13 protein-coding genes are annotated in these 13,635 nt (G+C 67.6%); 7 read left to right on the plus strand and 6 right to left on the minus strand.

The window, feature by feature from the left end:
- Window positions 1-12 precede the first annotated feature (12 nt).
- Window positions 13-858 (minus strand): NAD(+)/NADH kinase, encoded by an 846-nt coding sequence (locus STHE_RS04775; RefSeq protein ID WP_012871435.1) that lies wholly within the window; start codon window positions 856-858, stop codon window positions 13-15.
- Window positions 859-1,017: 159 nt separating this feature from the next.
- Here STHE_RS04775 and STHE_RS04780 point away from each other — a divergent pair, with 159 nt between their 5' ends.
- From STHE_RS04780 to STHE_RS04795, 4 genes are all read left to right on the plus strand, one after another.
- On the plus strand, window positions 1,018-1,662 hold the full coding sequence (locus STHE_RS04780) for a bifunctional 4-hydroxy-2-oxoglutarate aldolase/2-dehydro-3-deoxy-phosphogluconate aldolase (RefSeq protein WP_012871436.1): 645 nt from the start codon (window positions 1,018-1,020) through the stop codon (window positions 1,660-1,662).
- Complete coding sequence (recO, locus tag STHE_RS04785; RefSeq protein WP_012871437.1) at window positions 1,652-2,482, plus strand: DNA repair protein RecO; 831 nt, start codon at window positions 1,652-1,654, stop codon at window positions 2,480-2,482. The genes STHE_RS04780 and recO overlap by 11 nt, the downstream gene beginning before the upstream one ends.
- A gap of 94 nt (window positions 2,483-2,576) precedes the next feature.
- Window positions 2,577-3,200 (plus strand): PH domain-containing protein, encoded by a 624-nt coding sequence (locus STHE_RS04790; RefSeq protein ID WP_012871438.1) that lies wholly within the window; start codon window positions 2,577-2,579, stop codon window positions 3,198-3,200.
- Window positions 3,201-3,212: 12 nt separating this feature from the next.
- Window positions 3,213-4,028 carry a purine-nucleoside phosphorylase gene (locus STHE_RS04795; protein WP_012871439.1) on the plus strand — a complete coding sequence of 272 codons (816 nt, stop codon included), beginning with the start codon at window positions 3,213-3,215 and terminating at the stop codon, window positions 4,026-4,028.
- Between the two features lie 76 nt (window positions 4,029-4,104).
- Here STHE_RS04795 and ftsH read toward each other — a convergent pair whose 3' ends face one another.
- Window positions 4,105-6,063 (minus strand): ATP-dependent zinc metalloprotease FtsH, encoded by a 1,959-nt coding sequence (gene ftsH, locus STHE_RS04800; RefSeq protein ID WP_012871440.1) that lies wholly within the window; start codon window positions 6,061-6,063, stop codon window positions 4,105-4,107.
- Between the two features lie 424 nt (window positions 6,064-6,487).
- The gene (locus STHE_RS19180) at window positions 6,488-6,775 is read right to left on the minus strand and encodes a cupin domain-containing protein (protein ID WP_052295261.1); all 288 of its coding nucleotides are present in this window, start codon (window positions 6,773-6,775) and stop codon (window positions 6,488-6,490) included.
- 85 nt (window positions 6,776-6,860) lie between these two features.
- Between STHE_RS19180 and STHE_RS04810 the strand changes: the two genes are divergently transcribed.
- Both STHE_RS04810 and STHE_RS04815 read left to right on the plus strand, forming a co-directional pair.
- Window positions 6,861-7,505, plus strand: coding sequence for a hypothetical protein (locus STHE_RS04810; protein WP_012871441.1), 645 nt, complete (start codon window positions 6,861-6,863; stop codon window positions 7,503-7,505).
- A 21-nt stretch (window positions 7,506-7,526) separates the two neighbouring features.
- Window positions 7,527-8,186, plus strand: coding sequence for a cyclase family protein (locus tag STHE_RS04815; RefSeq protein ID WP_012871442.1), 660 nt, complete (start codon window positions 7,527-7,529; stop codon window positions 8,184-8,186).
- Window positions 8,187-8,213: 27 nt separating this feature from the next.
- On the opposite strand, the gene STHE_RS04820 is transcribed toward STHE_RS04815, so the two are convergent.
- Window positions 8,214-9,500 (minus strand): ATP-binding protein, encoded by a 1,287-nt coding sequence (locus tag STHE_RS04820; RefSeq protein WP_012871443.1) that lies wholly within the window; start codon window positions 9,498-9,500, stop codon window positions 8,214-8,216.
- A gap of 302 nt (window positions 9,501-9,802) precedes the next feature.
- Here STHE_RS04820 and STHE_RS04825 point away from each other — a divergent pair, with 302 nt between their 5' ends.
- The gene (locus tag STHE_RS04825) at window positions 9,803-9,985 is read left to right on the plus strand and encodes a hypothetical protein (RefSeq protein WP_012871444.1); all 183 of its coding nucleotides are present in this window, start codon (window positions 9,803-9,805) and stop codon (window positions 9,983-9,985) included.
- Window positions 9,986-10,272: 287 nt separating this feature from the next.
- Here the strand turns inward: STHE_RS04825 and STHE_RS04830 are convergent, their stop codons facing one another.
- Both STHE_RS04830 and STHE_RS04835 read right to left on the minus strand, forming a co-directional pair.
- Window positions 10,273-11,268 (minus strand): efflux RND transporter periplasmic adaptor subunit, encoded by a 996-nt coding sequence (locus STHE_RS04830; RefSeq protein ID WP_012871445.1) that lies wholly within the window; start codon window positions 11,266-11,268, stop codon window positions 10,273-10,275.
- The gene (locus STHE_RS04835) at window positions 11,261-13,603 is read right to left on the minus strand and encodes an ABC transporter permease (protein ID WP_012871446.1); all 2,343 of its coding nucleotides are present in this window, start codon (window positions 13,601-13,603) and stop codon (window positions 11,261-11,263) included. The genes STHE_RS04830 and STHE_RS04835 overlap by 8 nt, the downstream gene beginning before the upstream one ends.
- Window positions 13,604-13,635 lie beyond the last annotated feature (32 nt).

Genomic DNA, 13,635 nt, shown 5'->3' on the forward strand with positions numbered 1-13,635 from the left:
AGTGGACCGGGCTTACGGCCTCTCACGCCCCCGCCGACCGAGGGTCGGGACGGCATCCGGCCGGATCATGAAATTGAACTTGCTCCGGAACGCGTCGTAGAAGTTCATCCCCTCCAGCACTGCAAGCCGGAAGCGGTGGGCGCCGTCGCGGACAGTCACCACGTCGCCCTCCTGCAGCTCCAACTCGGGTACGCCGTCGAGGATGAGGTGGGCCTCTCGCTCGCTCGCCAGGACCAGCTCGATCAGGGCCGACTTGGGCACGACCAGGGTCGTGCGGATCGGTGAGTGGGCGCAGATTGGGGTCACGGCGAACCCGCCGACGCCGGCCGCCAGCACCGGGCCGCCCGCGGCCATGCAGTAGGCCGTACTGCCCTGCGGCGTGGCGACGATCATGCCGTCCCCGGGGTAGGTGTTGACGTAGCGTTCGTCGATGTAGACCTCGACGTCGATCAGCTGCATACCCGAGCGGATGACCACGTCGTTGATGGCCCAGGCGTCGACGATAGCCTGCCCGTTGCGGAAGACCGTCGCCTCCAGCGTGGGGCCCTCCTGTACCTCATAGCGGCCGTCGATGATCTCCTGCAGAGCGTCCTGCCAGTGCTGACGCTCCGTCATCGCCAGGAACCCCACGCGCCCGACGTTGATGCCAAGAATCGGGATGTCGGGCAGGTCGTGGGCGACGCGCATGATCAACCCGTCGCCACCAAGGGCGACGATGACGTCCGGCCGTGCACCGCCCCGGAGTTCATCCTCGTTCAGCACCTCGCACCCGCGCTGCTCCAGCCACGGGATCACCTCGGCGGCCAGACTCTCGGCCTCCGTCTTACCGTGCGCGGCGATCAGGCCGATCCGGGCCATGCGTCGCCCCTCTCTCATGAGTCAGTCACCCCCGCGACCCCCGTCTTGGGCCGCACTGCCCATGGTACCGCATCAACCCAGCCCGCTTCACCGCGGCGTCCGGCTCTGTGCCGCGGTACACTTGGTGCGGGAACTGGCGATAACGAAGGGGTGCCCGGGATGCACTGGATCGAAGAGTCGGGCCTGATCGCGGTGATTCGCCTCGACGACCTGAGCCGCGCGGTCGAGCTGGCGACGGCACTCGTCGAGGGCGGCATTCGGGTGCTGGAGTTTACCTACACCAACCGGCAGGCCGGCAGCGCGATTGAGCAGGTCCGTACGGCATTGGGTGACGTTTGCCGCGTCGGCGCGGGAAGCGTGCTCGATGCCGAAACGGCGCGGGCGGCTATGCTGGCCGGGGCCGAGTTTATCGTCACGCCGACGCTGCGAGCCGAGACGATCGAGATCTGCCGCCGCTACTCCGTCCCCTCCGTCATCGGCGCCTTCACGGCGACGGAGATCCTGACGGCGTGGGAGCAGGGCGCTGACTATATCAAGGTCAACCCGGCCCGCGCGGCCGGTCCCGAGTACTTCAAGGACATCCTCGGGCCGCTGCCCCAGGTGAAGCTGATCCCGTCGGGCGGGGTCACGCTGGAGACCGGGCCGCGCTTCCTGGCTAACGGCGCCGTGGCGCTGGCGGTGGGGGGCGAGCTGGTCGACAAGCGCGCGGTGGTCGCTGGCGACTGGGCGGCCGTTGCGGCGCGTGCGCGGCAGTGGGTGGAGATGGTGGCGCGTGCCCGAGCGGAGCTGAGCCATGGAACCTAGCGGAGAGCGGGTGGCCGACGCGCCGGCGGTCCCGTCCAGCGCCGACCAATCGGAGACCGCGCCTCGCCGGGAACGGATCCGGCTGTACCGCACCGAGGCTGTGGTGCTGCGCCGCCGAGACCTCGGCGAGGCGGATCGCATCCTCACGCTCTTCACCGCCCGCCACGGCAAGCTGCGCGTCGTCGCCAAAGGCGTGCGCCGTCCGCAGAGCAAGCTGGCCGGTCATCTGGAGCCATGCGCGCGAACCTCGCTGCTGCTGGCTCAGGGCCGCAACCTCGATATCATCACCCAGGCGCAGCTCGTCAAACCCTACCGCGCGTTGCGCGAGAACGAGATTTCCATCGCCTACGCGGGATACTTCGCGGATCTCCTCGACGCGCTGACGGTCGAGGCACAGCCGAATCCTGCGGCCTACGATGCGCTGGTGTCGGCATTCGAGATGCTCGATCGCGGCCTCGACCCGTTCGTGATCGCCCGGATCTTCGAACTGCACCTCTTGACGGTGACGGGCTTCCGCCCGGAGCTGTACCGCTGTGCCGGGTGCGGCGAGACACTGGAGCCGGTGGTAAATGCCTTCAGCGCCGAGGCGGGAGGCGTCCTCTGCCCTGTGTGCCGGCAGGCCCAGCCGCAGGCGCTGCCGCTCCCGGTGAATGCGCTCAAGTTCCTCCGCCTGATCGACCGCGACCCGTCGGCAGCCTTCCGCCTGCGCCTCAGCGACTCGCTGCGGCGCGAGATCGAGGATCCCCTCCGGGCGCAGATCCGGCAGGTGGTGGAGCGCGACCTCGGCTCGCTCGCTGTGCTGCGCTTGCTCACCCATTGATCCCAGCCCGCTCTGCCCGCTACGATACCGGCACCGATCGACCCGGAGGGCAATCCGACGCATCGGGAAAGGCTGTCAGCGCGAGGAGGGCACCGTGGCATACATCGACGGACTCCTGGGCCAGGGAGAGCGCATCCTGATCGTCGAGCGACGGCATCCGATCTTCATCGCCGGGCGGCTGGCGCTGTTCATCCTCGCGGCGGCTGTGCTGGTGGGTCTCGGCGTCTGGCTCGGGACCGCCGTTTCTCGGCCGGCCGGGATTATCGTCGGGGCGCTGGCGGTCATCCCACTCGCCTGGGCGCTGTGGCGCTTCCTGGCCTGGCACCGCGAGCAGTACGTCGTCACCAACGCCCGCATCGTGCAGGTGGAGGGCATCATTACCAAGCGCGTGATGGACTCCTCGTTGGAGAAGGTGAACGACATCCTCCTGACCCAGAGCGCCATGGGTCGCCTGTTCAACTACGGCACGCTCGAGATCGTGACCGGCAGCGAAATCGGGGTGAACCGGCTCGACGCGCTCGCGGAGCCGTTCCGGTTCAAGCGCGCGATCCTTGACGCGCGCAGTCAGATGGGGTGGGCAGATGACCGCCGCCCTGCCCCGCCGGAGGATGTGACGCGGCTGTTGGTCGCCTTGAACGACCTGCGGAACGCGGGCGTCCTGTCGGAGTCCGAGTATCTGGAGAAGCGGGCAGCCCTGCTCGGGTCGGAAGCGCGGTGAGCGGAGTGCGACGTGACGCACGCTGATCTGAACGCCCTGCTGGTTGCCAGTGGTCTCTCGCCGCGGGTGGCGCTGGTCATCGGATCGGGGCTCGCGCCGGTGGTCGCGGAACTCGACGTGGCTGCCCGTGCGGCGATGGACGATCTGTTCAGGGTCCAGGTGCCGGCTGTTCCGGGGCATGCGCGGGAGGTGGTGGTTGGGCGCTTCGCCGGGGTACCGATCCTGGTCTACCTCGGCCGCTACCACCTTTACCAGGGGTTGACGGCCGCCGACGTTGCGGCACCGATCCGCGCGCTGCAGGGGACGCCCGTGCGCCGGCTGGTGCTGACCAACGCCGCGGGTGGGCTCGACCCGGCCTTCCAGGTCGGCGACCTGATGCTGATCCGTGACCATCTGAACCTCCCTGGATTGGCCGGGCAGAGCCCGCTGATTCCGCCGCGCGGGGCCGAGGTCGACTTCATCCCGATGCGTGATGCCTATTCCCCGGAGCTGCGGGAGCTGGCGCATGCGGCCGCCCGCGCAGTTGGTGTCTCACTGCGGGAGGGCGTCTACGCCATGGTCGCCGGGCCGAGCTATGAGACGGCCGCCGAGCTGCGCTTCTTGCGGGCCGCCGGCGCCGACGCAGTCGGCATGTCGACGGTGCCGGAGGTAGTCATGGCACGCGCGATCGGGCTGGACGTTCTAGCGCTGTCCACGATCACCAACCGCGCTGTGGCTGACGAGCCGGCCACGCCGAGTCACGAGGAGGTCGTGCGCGAGGGTGCGCGCGCGGCGGAGCGCCTCGCCGCGGTCCTGCGCGAGTTGTTGCCACGTCTCGCAGGCCAGTAGCCCCGGTGCCTCACGTATGAAAACCGGGCCTCGTTTGAGGCCCGGTTGCGCGTGTTCATGGGTAATCGGGGGTGGTTCAGGTGCGGTCGATCTGCGGCTTGGCGGCACGGAGGGATTCGACCGCGTCGCGCGTGAAGCTTGCGACCAGCCCGATTGCCCGGCCGACGCGATGGGCACTCCCCTTGCGCCGACCTTCGCGGATCGGCGCCCGATGGAGCGGGGTCGGTAGGGCCTGCTCCACTGGCCGGCGAACCGGGAGCTGGCGTGGCGGGCTGATGAGCGTCTCCAGCTCCTCCCCGTCGATCGTCTCCACTTCCAGCAGCCGCTGGGCGACGCGCTCCAGATCGTCTGCGTGGGCGCGCAGCACGTCGAGCGCGACCTGGTGAGCCTGCTGAACCAGCTCCAGCGCCTCCTGCTCGGCGGTGTAGGCCGACTGAGGCGAGAGCTGCTGCAAGTCACTGCCTGCTCCGGTTGACAGGAGACCGAAGCGCTTGCCCATGCCGTACCGCTGGACCATCGAGGTGGCGATCGCGGTCGTCTGCTCCAGGTCGTTGGACGACCCCGTGGTGATGTCGCCGAAGATGAGTTCCTCGGCGGCCAGTCCGCCCAGCAGCGCCGCCAGCCGGTCGCTGAGCTGAGCGCGGGTCCACAGGCCGCGATCCTCATCGGGCACGATCATGGTGTAGCCCCCGGCGCGACCGCGGGACACGATCGAGACCTTGCGCACCGGGTCGGCATGCGGCAGCAGGTGAGCCACCACCGCATGGCCCGCCTCGTGGTAGGCGACCACACGCCGCTCGCGCTCGCTGAAGCGCCGAGCGTTGCGCGCGGGACCGGCCAGGGTGCGGTCGAGCGCTTCGAGCAGATCCTGATTCGTGATCGTCTCGCGTCGGTCCCGTGCGGCCAGGATCGCCGCCTCGTTGATGACGTTGGCGAGATCGGCACCGGTCATGCCGGTCGTCCGCGCCGCGAGTTCGTCCAGATTGACATTTTCTGCCAGCGGCTTGCCGCGCGCGTGGACCTCGAGGATGGCACGGCGGGCCTTCCGGTCGGGCAGGTCCACCACCACTTTGCGGTCGAACCGCCCGGGACGGAGGAGCGCCGGGTCGAGGATATCGACGCGGTTGGTCGCGGCCACCACGACCACCGTGGTCCGCTCCTCGAAGCCGTCCATCTCGACCAGGATCTGGTTCAGCGTCTGGTCGTACTCAGAACTCTGCTCCATGCGGCCACGGCGGCGACCGATGGCGTCGATCTCGTCGATGAAGATGATCGCCGGGGCGTTCTCCTTCGCCTTGCGGAACAGCTCACGCACCCGCGAGGCGCCCACGCCGACATACAGCTCGACGAACTCCGAGCCGCTGACCGAGAAGAAGGAGGCCCGCGCCTCGCCCGCCAGCGCACGGGTCAAGAGCGTCTTCCCGGTGCCGGGCGGTCCGGTGAGCAGGACGCCGCGCGGGATACGGGCGCCGAGCCGGCGGAAGCGCTCCGGATCGCGGAGGTAATCGACGATGTCGGCGACCTCTTCCTTGACCTCCTCCGCGCCGGCCACATCGTCGAAGGTAATGACCCGCTCACCCGGCCGGATGGGCTCGAAGCTGCCGCGCCGCGTCGGCGTGGTGCCGATACTGCTGGGCCCGAACCGGCGGAACAGGACGAAGATCACCACACCCACGGCGACGATGGTTAGGATGCGCAGCAGGAGCATGAGATCGGCGGAAATGGCGCCGTTCCCGGCCGGGTAGATGTCCGGCCAGCGCTCCACCGGGATCCCCGCATCCGTGAGGAGCGTCGTCAGGGACTCACCTGCTGGAAGCGCCACGCGGGTCTTGCTCTCGTCGGTGTAGGTAACCTCGGCCGCCTGGCCGTCGTTGGCGAGATGGATCTCCGTGACGCGACCGTCGCGGATGTCCGTCAAAACCTGAGTGAGGTTCACCGGCTGTGGCGTGGCGCGCATACTGATGCCCACGCCGATGAGAATGAACACTGCCAGCGCCAGGGCGCCAAGTGCCAACCCCCGTCGATATTTGTTCACGCCTATCTGTCCCTCAGGCTTCCTGCCTCAGCTTGGCGAAAGTGGTCAGGTGTGGCGGTGGAATTCGCGCCTGCCCCGTTCTGGCGAAATCCGGCCCAATCCCTGCCCACGGCCGTCCGGCCCCCATAGTACACAGATTCACAATCGAATGCCAACCGAGTATCTGGCCACCTCGGTTCACGCGATTGGTGTCGGGTGCGCATCGGGAACTGCTCATCGCGCAACTGACCGCGCAACGCCGACACCGAGCGTCCCGGTGCCAGACAATCCTCCACGGTCCTCTGGGCTCTTTCCAAGACAACATAAGTACTAACTCAGCGAACAGAGCTGTCCTGGACTGTTGGGTGACAGACAAGGAGGGGAGCGTGGTCTGGGTTGTGCCTCGTCGCCGTGCCTTGACTGCGAGCGAGCCGGAGGTGTCAGCTCACCAGGGCGATGGAGCCAGCACCCAGATCACGTGCGTAACTTCATCGGCGGACGGGTTACGCCAACAGTGAGGCGAGCGGGCAGAGAAGGTGAGGGAGTCGCCCGCCGTCAGGTGGTAGTGATTTCCTTCGACCTCGATATCGAGGCGACCGGCGATCACGTGCACGAACCCGGCGTCGGCGGGTAGCGAGTACAGCCCGTCGCCACTCCCGCCGCCCGGTTCGATATGGGACTCGATCACTTGCAGCCGCCGCTCGCCGCTCGGGGTCAGCAGGAACTCCGTCACGCGGTCTCCCCCAGCTGAGCGCATTCTGGGGTGTGCCGAGGAGCGGGGTATCGTCCTGCGTATTCTCGGGGGCGTGGCCGTCCTGATGCACAGCCCAAGCGCCGAGCACCGCGCGCTCCAGCGCACCTATGGCGACCTTGACTTCATTACCCTCGCGCGCGATCGCGGTGCACTGCCGACGCTCTTCGTTGACCTGGGCTACACGCCGGATGCGGAGTTCAACACGCTGCACGGGCACCAACGGCTGTACTTTTGGGACAGCGCAAACCAGCGGCAGGTCGACGTGTTCGTGGACACCCTGCGGATGAGCCATACGCTCGATCTGCGGCAGCGGCTGCACGTGGAGCGCCGGACGATCCCGCTGGCCGATCTGCTGCTCACGAAACTCCAGATCTACGAGATCAATGAGAAGGACATCCGGGACATCATCGCGCTGCTTCGTGACCATCCGCTCGGGTCCGGCGATGAGGAGACGATCAACGTCGATCGACTCCTTGCGATCCTGACGGCTGACTGGGGCTTCTACCGCACGACGGTCAAGAACATCGCGTTGGTCCGTGAGGCGCTCAGCGAGGATGGGCTGGCGGAGGAACCGGACATCGTGGGCCGGCTGGACGAGCTGGAGCGAGCGGTCGAAGCGGCACCAAAGACGCGCGCCTGGAAGCTCCGCGCGTTGATCGGCGACCGCAAGCCGTGGTATGAGCTACCGGAAGAGGTGCGGCGCGACTGAGACCGGAAGGAGGAGCAGGAGGTGGCACTCTACGATCTGAGCCACCGCATCGTGTCGGGCATGCCGCACTTCCCGGGTGACCCGGTTCCGCAGATCACACCCGCAGCGACGGAGCCGCCCTGGCGGGTCAGTTCGCTCGCGATCGGGAGCCACACCGGCACGCACGTTGATGCGCCGAGCCACTTTCTCCCGGACGGGCGCCCCATCGGCGAGTACCCACTGGAGCGGTTCGTGCTGCAGGGGATCGTGGTCGACGCGGCGGGCTTCGGGATGAACCAGGCCATCCCAGAGGACGTGCTTGCGCGCTACCGAGAGGGGTTCAAGCCCGGCTGGTGTCTGGTGCTGCGCACGGGCTGGGATCGGCACTGGGGTGACGAATCCTACTATCGCCACCCGTATCTCAGTGATGCCCTTGCTGCGGCGGTCGTTGCGATGGGGGCATCGCTCCTCGGGATCGACGCGCTAAATGTTGATTCGACCGCCGACAGTGGGGCGACAGTCCACGACACGCTGCTGCGGGCCGACGTGCTCATCGTGGAGAATCTCCGCGGCCTGGATGCGTTGGAAGCCGGGCGCACCTACGGTTTCGGCTTCCTTCCCCTGGCACTGGGTGATGTGGACGGCGCCCCGGTCCGAGCCCTCGCGTGGGATCTGGACCACCCGCTCATACCTACCGGGTAGTGTCCGGGTTGCCGACTTGAAACCCCGTTAGAAGTCGACGAAGTAGGTGTTGCACGCCCGATCGATCAGTTCCTGGCTCAGGGTCGGGGGCTGATCCAGGTAGCGGGCGATGCCGACCAGCGTGCGTAGGATGTCGCGGGGGTGGCAGGAGCGCAACGGCCGCTTCGGCTTGACGTAGTACTCGCGGAGCAGGTAGACGAGCCCCTGCTGATCGAACGGCACCCCGAGCTCCTCGCACTGCCGGCGGAAGATCTCGCGAAACTGGTTGACCGTCGGGTTGCCGATGCGGACCTTGTTCTGGATACGGCGGAGGAATGCCTCGTCCACCAGGTCCTTCGGTTGCAGGTTGGTCGAGAAGACGATCAACTCGTCGAACGGGATCTCGATCTTCTTGCCGGTGTGCAGCGTCAGGAAATCGACGCTCTTTTCCAGCGGCACGATCCAGCGGTTCAACAGGTCCGCCGGGCGGATCTGCTGGCGACCGAAGTCGTCGATCAGGAACATCCCGTTGATCGCCTTCATCTGCAGCGGCGCCTCGTAGACCTTGGAGACCGGGTCGTAAACCAGGTCGAGGCTGGCCAGGGTCAGCTCGCCGCCGACCATGACCGTGGGGCGCTTGCAGAGAACCCAGCGGCGGTCGTAGTCGGTGCGGCCGTTGGCGGCTGGAATCGGTTCGTGGTGCTGTAGGTCGAGCATCTTGATGATGTGGCCGTCGACGAGGATGGCGTGGGGGATGAGCACGTGGCCGCCCAGCATCTGCGCCACACGTTCCGCGAGCGCGGTCTTCCCGTTCCCTGACTCGCCGAAGAGGAACATCGACCGCCCGGTATTGACCGCCTGCCCGATGGCGTCGAGGACGGCGTCGTCGAAAATGAGGTCGGCCGTGGCGCGACGCACTTGTGATGGCGTCACCCGCGTGGTGCGGATCGACTGCCGCTCGACCATCTCTTTGAAGGCCTGCAGCGGCACCGGCGCCGGACCGACATACGAATTGCGCTCTACCAGTTCCTGCGCGCGGGCACTGCCCTTCGGTGTTGTCTGGAACTGGTAGGCGAGTTCCCCAAACCCTTGAGAGCCCGTGACTTCGATCATCTCGTCGCGCTTGAGCTGCGCGAGAGCCCGCTCCACCACATTGAAGTAGGGAAGGCATAAGAGGTCGCTGAGGGCCTGCGCGGTGATGGCGTTCTGGTAGTAGATGGCCTTGAGTGCGAGATCGCTGATGAATGAGAGGTCGAGCCCGGTCTGCTCGATGGCCGAGGGCTCGCGGGTACTCAGGATTCTGGTTGTGGGACCCGGTGACGTCAGCGTCTGCATGTGGCCTGCTACTACTCCCTACCGCTGTGCCCCATGCGGGGGCGCTCCCCGCCTGTAGGGTACGGATGGGGCGCCATAGAAGCACTAGGGCAATGGTCCCGTTGGTTCGTGCCCGTCCGTCTTGTGCGCGGTACGCCTGTACCCGCGCGGTCGGGCCGTTTGGCCTGGACGAGCGCGTGATGGCGGATGGCCGGGGTGGCACGAGGGCTCGCGCGGCCGAGTGGATGCCGTGGGAGGCACGCAAGCCGAGCCTGATGACGCCTGTCGTGGGCGCATCATTGCTGGGTTCCTAGCCGACCACCGTGCCGATCGGACTGGCCGCCTTCGAGGGTGACTTCAAGTCGATCCGGCGGTTCGCCGAGCGCGACCACGCCAACATCGTGCAGTGGCACACCTACGATGCACCAGGCGGCCACTACGCCGCGTATCTGGTACCCGATGTGATGGTGGAGGATATTCGGGGCTTCTTCCGCGGGCTGCGGTGATCGGCTGGGAACATGTGGTAGGAGCGCCGTTGCCCGGGCGGGAGAGCGGTGCTGGGGTTCCGTTCCCCGTTCGACGAGTCGCTGGGGTCGTGGTCATCCTGAGCGGAGCGTGGGATTTTGCGATGGCACCGCCCACCAGGGAGATCCTTCGACCCGGCCGCCCGCGGCTCCCGCCACGACGGCTCCGCTTAGGTTGACGCCAGCGAGGAGTCAGGCCGTTGGGTATCGCTGGGTGCGCGGTACGTGCCCCCGGGTTGTCCACCGATGTCTCAATTTGGAGGCATACCCTAAGGGATGACGACCCGCTCGCCTTCGGTCAGCCCGGACGCGACCTCAACCATGCCGCCGCTTCGGAGGCCGATCCGGATCTCGCGCTCCTGCTCCTCGCCGTCCACCAGGACGGTCACGAAGGTGCGGCGTCCCACGGTGCGTAGCGCACTTTCGGGGATCAGGAGCACATCCGGGCGGACGGCGGTCTTGATCGAGACGTCTGCGTTCATGCCCGGACGGGCAACCAGACCCTCGGGGAGGGTGAAGCGTACGGTGGCGCGGAAGGTCGTGGTCCCGCCGCTGGTCTCCGCCGTCGGTGAGATGCGCTCAAGGCGGCCCTCGATGTCTTCGCTGGGGTAGGCGTCGAGCGTGAAGGTCACGGGCGCGTCGAGTGGGACGTGCGGCAGGTCGATCTCATCGAGGTCGACCTGGAGTTCGAGGTCGTTCAGGTCGGCAATCTGCGCGACCTCGGCTCCTGTCCCCAGCGGGGCGCCTTCGGCTGTCTGGACCTGGAGCACCGTCCCGGCGCGCGGGGCGAGGATCATCGAGGCGTCGAGCGCCGCGCGAGCGTCGTCGAGCGCGCGCTGGGCTTCGCGGAGCTGCTGCTCGGCCGTGAGCCGGGCAGAGAGCTGCTCGGGGGACGGGTTGTCCCCAGCCCGTTGTTCGGCGAGGTTCAGCGCAGCCTCGGCCGCGGCCACCTGATCCTCCGCTCGGCGGATCGCTTCCTCGAACGGCTCAGGGTCGAGCTGGGCGATGACGTCGCCTTCTTCAACCACGTCACCGGGGGAGACGGCCACGAGCTGCACCCGCCCGCTCACCGTGCTGCGGACCGTGATCGGATTACGCGGCACGAGGCGACCGACCGTCTCAACGGTCGCCTCAAGGGAGCCCCGCTCTACCACGGCGGTGCGTGGCTCAGGGCGGGTGGCCAGCAGGAAGGCCGCGACCACCACGGCGACCAGGAGCACTCCCGCCGCGACGAGGATGAGCCGTCGAACCGGTCGTCTACTCATAGCGCAGCACCTGTATCGGTCGAATACGAGAGGCCAGCAGCCCGGGCGCGGTGCTCACCGCCGCCGTGGCGATGAGCGCGACGAGGATCGTAGCAGCGATGGTAGCCGGACCCAGGTGGAACTCCAGCCCAAAGAGCTGGCTTCCGGTGAGGTACACCAGGTAGCGAGCCAGCGGGTAGCCAACCGCGAGGCCCACCGCGCAGCCGACGGCCGTCAGCCCCAGCGCCTCCGACATCACCAGGCGCACGAGATGGCGCCCGGTGGCGCCGATCGCCCGGAGGATGCCGTACTCGCGGCGCCGCTCGGTCAGGTTGATCAGCAGGGTGTTGACGATCCCCGCCAGTCCGACCGCGCTGACGATGATCACCATGGCGTTCAACATCACCGTCAGAATGTCGATGGCCCGCCGTGAGCTGGCCTGATCCTGGTACATGGCCAGCGTCACCGGTGCGTATTGGCGGAAGGTGTCCTCCAGCCGGGACAGGCTCTCATCGACCGAGGCGGGGTCCGAGGAGTGGAGCGTGAGAGCGAACACCGCCGCCCGGTCGCCCGAGCCGGTGATGCGCCGCGCATCGGCGACATCGAGGAAGACTTTCCCCGTCGTCGAGGCGCCCAGATAGGTGCTCTCATCGTCCACGATGCCGAGGACCTGGATCAGGGTCGAACGGTCTCCGACATCCAGAGTGAGGACGTCGCCAACGGATGCGTTGATGGCGCGGGCGAGGTTGTTCGTCAGCACCGCGCCGGTCGGATTGGCCGGGCGCAGCCAGGTCCCCGCGATGACGCGCGGCGTGTAGATGCCGGTATTGCGCGGCATGCCCCAGACGTCGGTCCGCACGGAGCCGATGGAGGCGCGCGCGTTGGCCCAGGACTCGGCCTGCCGGACATCCGGGTGCTGCTCGAGTGTGGTCGCGAACTGGGGGCGGACCGGGCGGTTGAAGAAGATCCAGCCGTCGGCTCCGTAGAGGTCATACAGGTGGTCGACCGTGATGGTCACAGAGCGACTCACCGCCTGGGTGCCGAGGAACGCAGCGACGGCCACTGCCACGACGGTGAGGGTCACCCAGGCCCGGGCCGGTCGCCGCGCCACGTTGCGCAGGCCCATGGTCGCCACGATGCCGAAGCGGGAGAGATGCCCGGTCAGACGCTGGGTGATGCCGCGATGGAAGTCGGCCACGACGCCGCGCTGGGCCAGGAGTTCCGCCACTTTCTGACGGGTCGCCAGGCCAGCCGGGAGGACTGCTGAGCCGAGGGTGACGCAAATTCCGACCAGGAGCGCCAGGAATAATTCGCGCACGGCGAAGCTGAAGCTGGGCAGCACCAGGCCCGCCAGCCCGGCGAGATAGCCTGTCAGCAACTGCCCTCCGAGAAGGCCGATGGCCCATCCGAGCACCGCGCCCGTGACGCCGATGGTGAGGGCGAAGAAGAGGTACGGGCGCATTGCCGCCCAGCGCGTGCCGCCGAGAGCCTTGATGATGCCGATCTGGCGCGTCTCCTCAACCATGATGGCGGCGATAGTGTTGGCAACCAGGAACGTGCTGAGAAGCGCCCCGATGACGGAGAAGACCTGGAGCAAGAGGAGCAGCGTGCTCAGCTCGCGGCTCCCGGTGAAGACGTGCGGGTCGCGAACGGTGAAATTGCTCGACGCCACGCCTCGCTTGTCGAGGAAGGCGCGGATCTGGTCGGCGGTCTCTGAGGCGCGCTGGGGCTCGGCCACGCGAACCAGAAGGTAATTGTCGTAGTGGCGCCCCAGGATCTGGCGCACATCGCGGGCAGGCATGTAGGCCGTCGCCTGGTTCAGGATCGAGGCGTCGATGGTGGCCGGGGCGCGCACGAAGCCGCTGACGCGGGCGTAGTTGATCGGAGATGCCGGGGTCGGCTGGAGCGCGACGAGGTCACCGATCTCCACGTCGATCAGCTTCGTGGCGCTGGCGTCGAAGGCGACTTCTCCGGGACCGGGGAAGCGACCGGAGACGAGCTGCACCGCGTCGAGGCGCATGTTGGTGAAATCGGCCACCCCGACCAGTCGGGTGTTCACCCAGCGGTCGCCGGTGCTGGCGCGGGTGATCTGGACGGCTTGCGTGTCGACAGCGACGACGTTGTCGCGGCGCCCAATCAGGTCGACCAGCGTCGGCGAGAGCTGCGCGGCGAAGGCGGTGATGTCCGGCTGGCGGGTGCTGGCGTAGGTTTCGCGCTGGGCGTCGGCAAGGCTGCGTCCGGTGTAGGAGATGGCGACGACCCCGGCGACGCCCAGGAGCACGCCGAGCGTCGTCAGGAGCGTCCGGAGTGGACGCCGCTGGATATCGCGAAGTGCCTTGGTCAACAGGAGTCGCATCGACTCGCTTCCCGGGGCAACCATCACCACCG

It is taken from the genome of Sphaerobacter thermophilus DSM 20745 (assembly GCF_000024985.1).
Taxonomy (GTDB): Bacteria; Chloroflexota; Chloroflexia; order Thermomicrobiales; family Thermomicrobiaceae; genus Sphaerobacter; species Sphaerobacter thermophilus.

What these genes read in the sequence shown, in the direction of transcription:
- STHE_RS04810 (WP_012871441.1), top strand. Translation starts at nt 6,861, where the DNA reads ATGCACAGCCCAAGCGCCGAGCACCGCGCGCTCCAGCGCACCTATGGC.
- STHE_RS04780 (WP_012871436.1), top strand. Translation starts at nt 1,018, where the DNA reads ATGCACTGGATCGAAGAGTCGGGCCTGATCGCGGTGATTCGCCTCGAC.
- STHE_RS04820 (WP_012871443.1), bottom strand. Translation starts at nt 9,500, where the DNA reads ATGCAGACGCTGACGTCACCGGGTCCCACAACCAGAATCCTGAGTACC.
- STHE_RS04830 (WP_012871445.1), bottom strand. Translation starts at nt 11,268, where the DNA reads ATGAGTAGACGACCGGTTCGACGGCTCATCCTCGTCGCGGCGGGAGTG.
- STHE_RS04775 (WP_012871435.1), bottom strand. Translation starts at nt 858, where the DNA reads ATGGCCCGGATCGGCCTGATCGCCGCGCACGGTAAGACGGAGGCCGAG.
- STHE_RS04835 (WP_012871446.1), bottom strand. Translation starts at nt 13,603, where the DNA reads ATGCGACTCCTGTTGACCAAGGCACTTCGCGATATCCAGCGGCGTCCA.
- recO (WP_012871437.1), top strand. Translation starts at nt 1,652, where the DNA reads ATGGAACCTAGCGGAGAGCGGGTGGCCGACGCGCCGGCGGTCCCGTCC.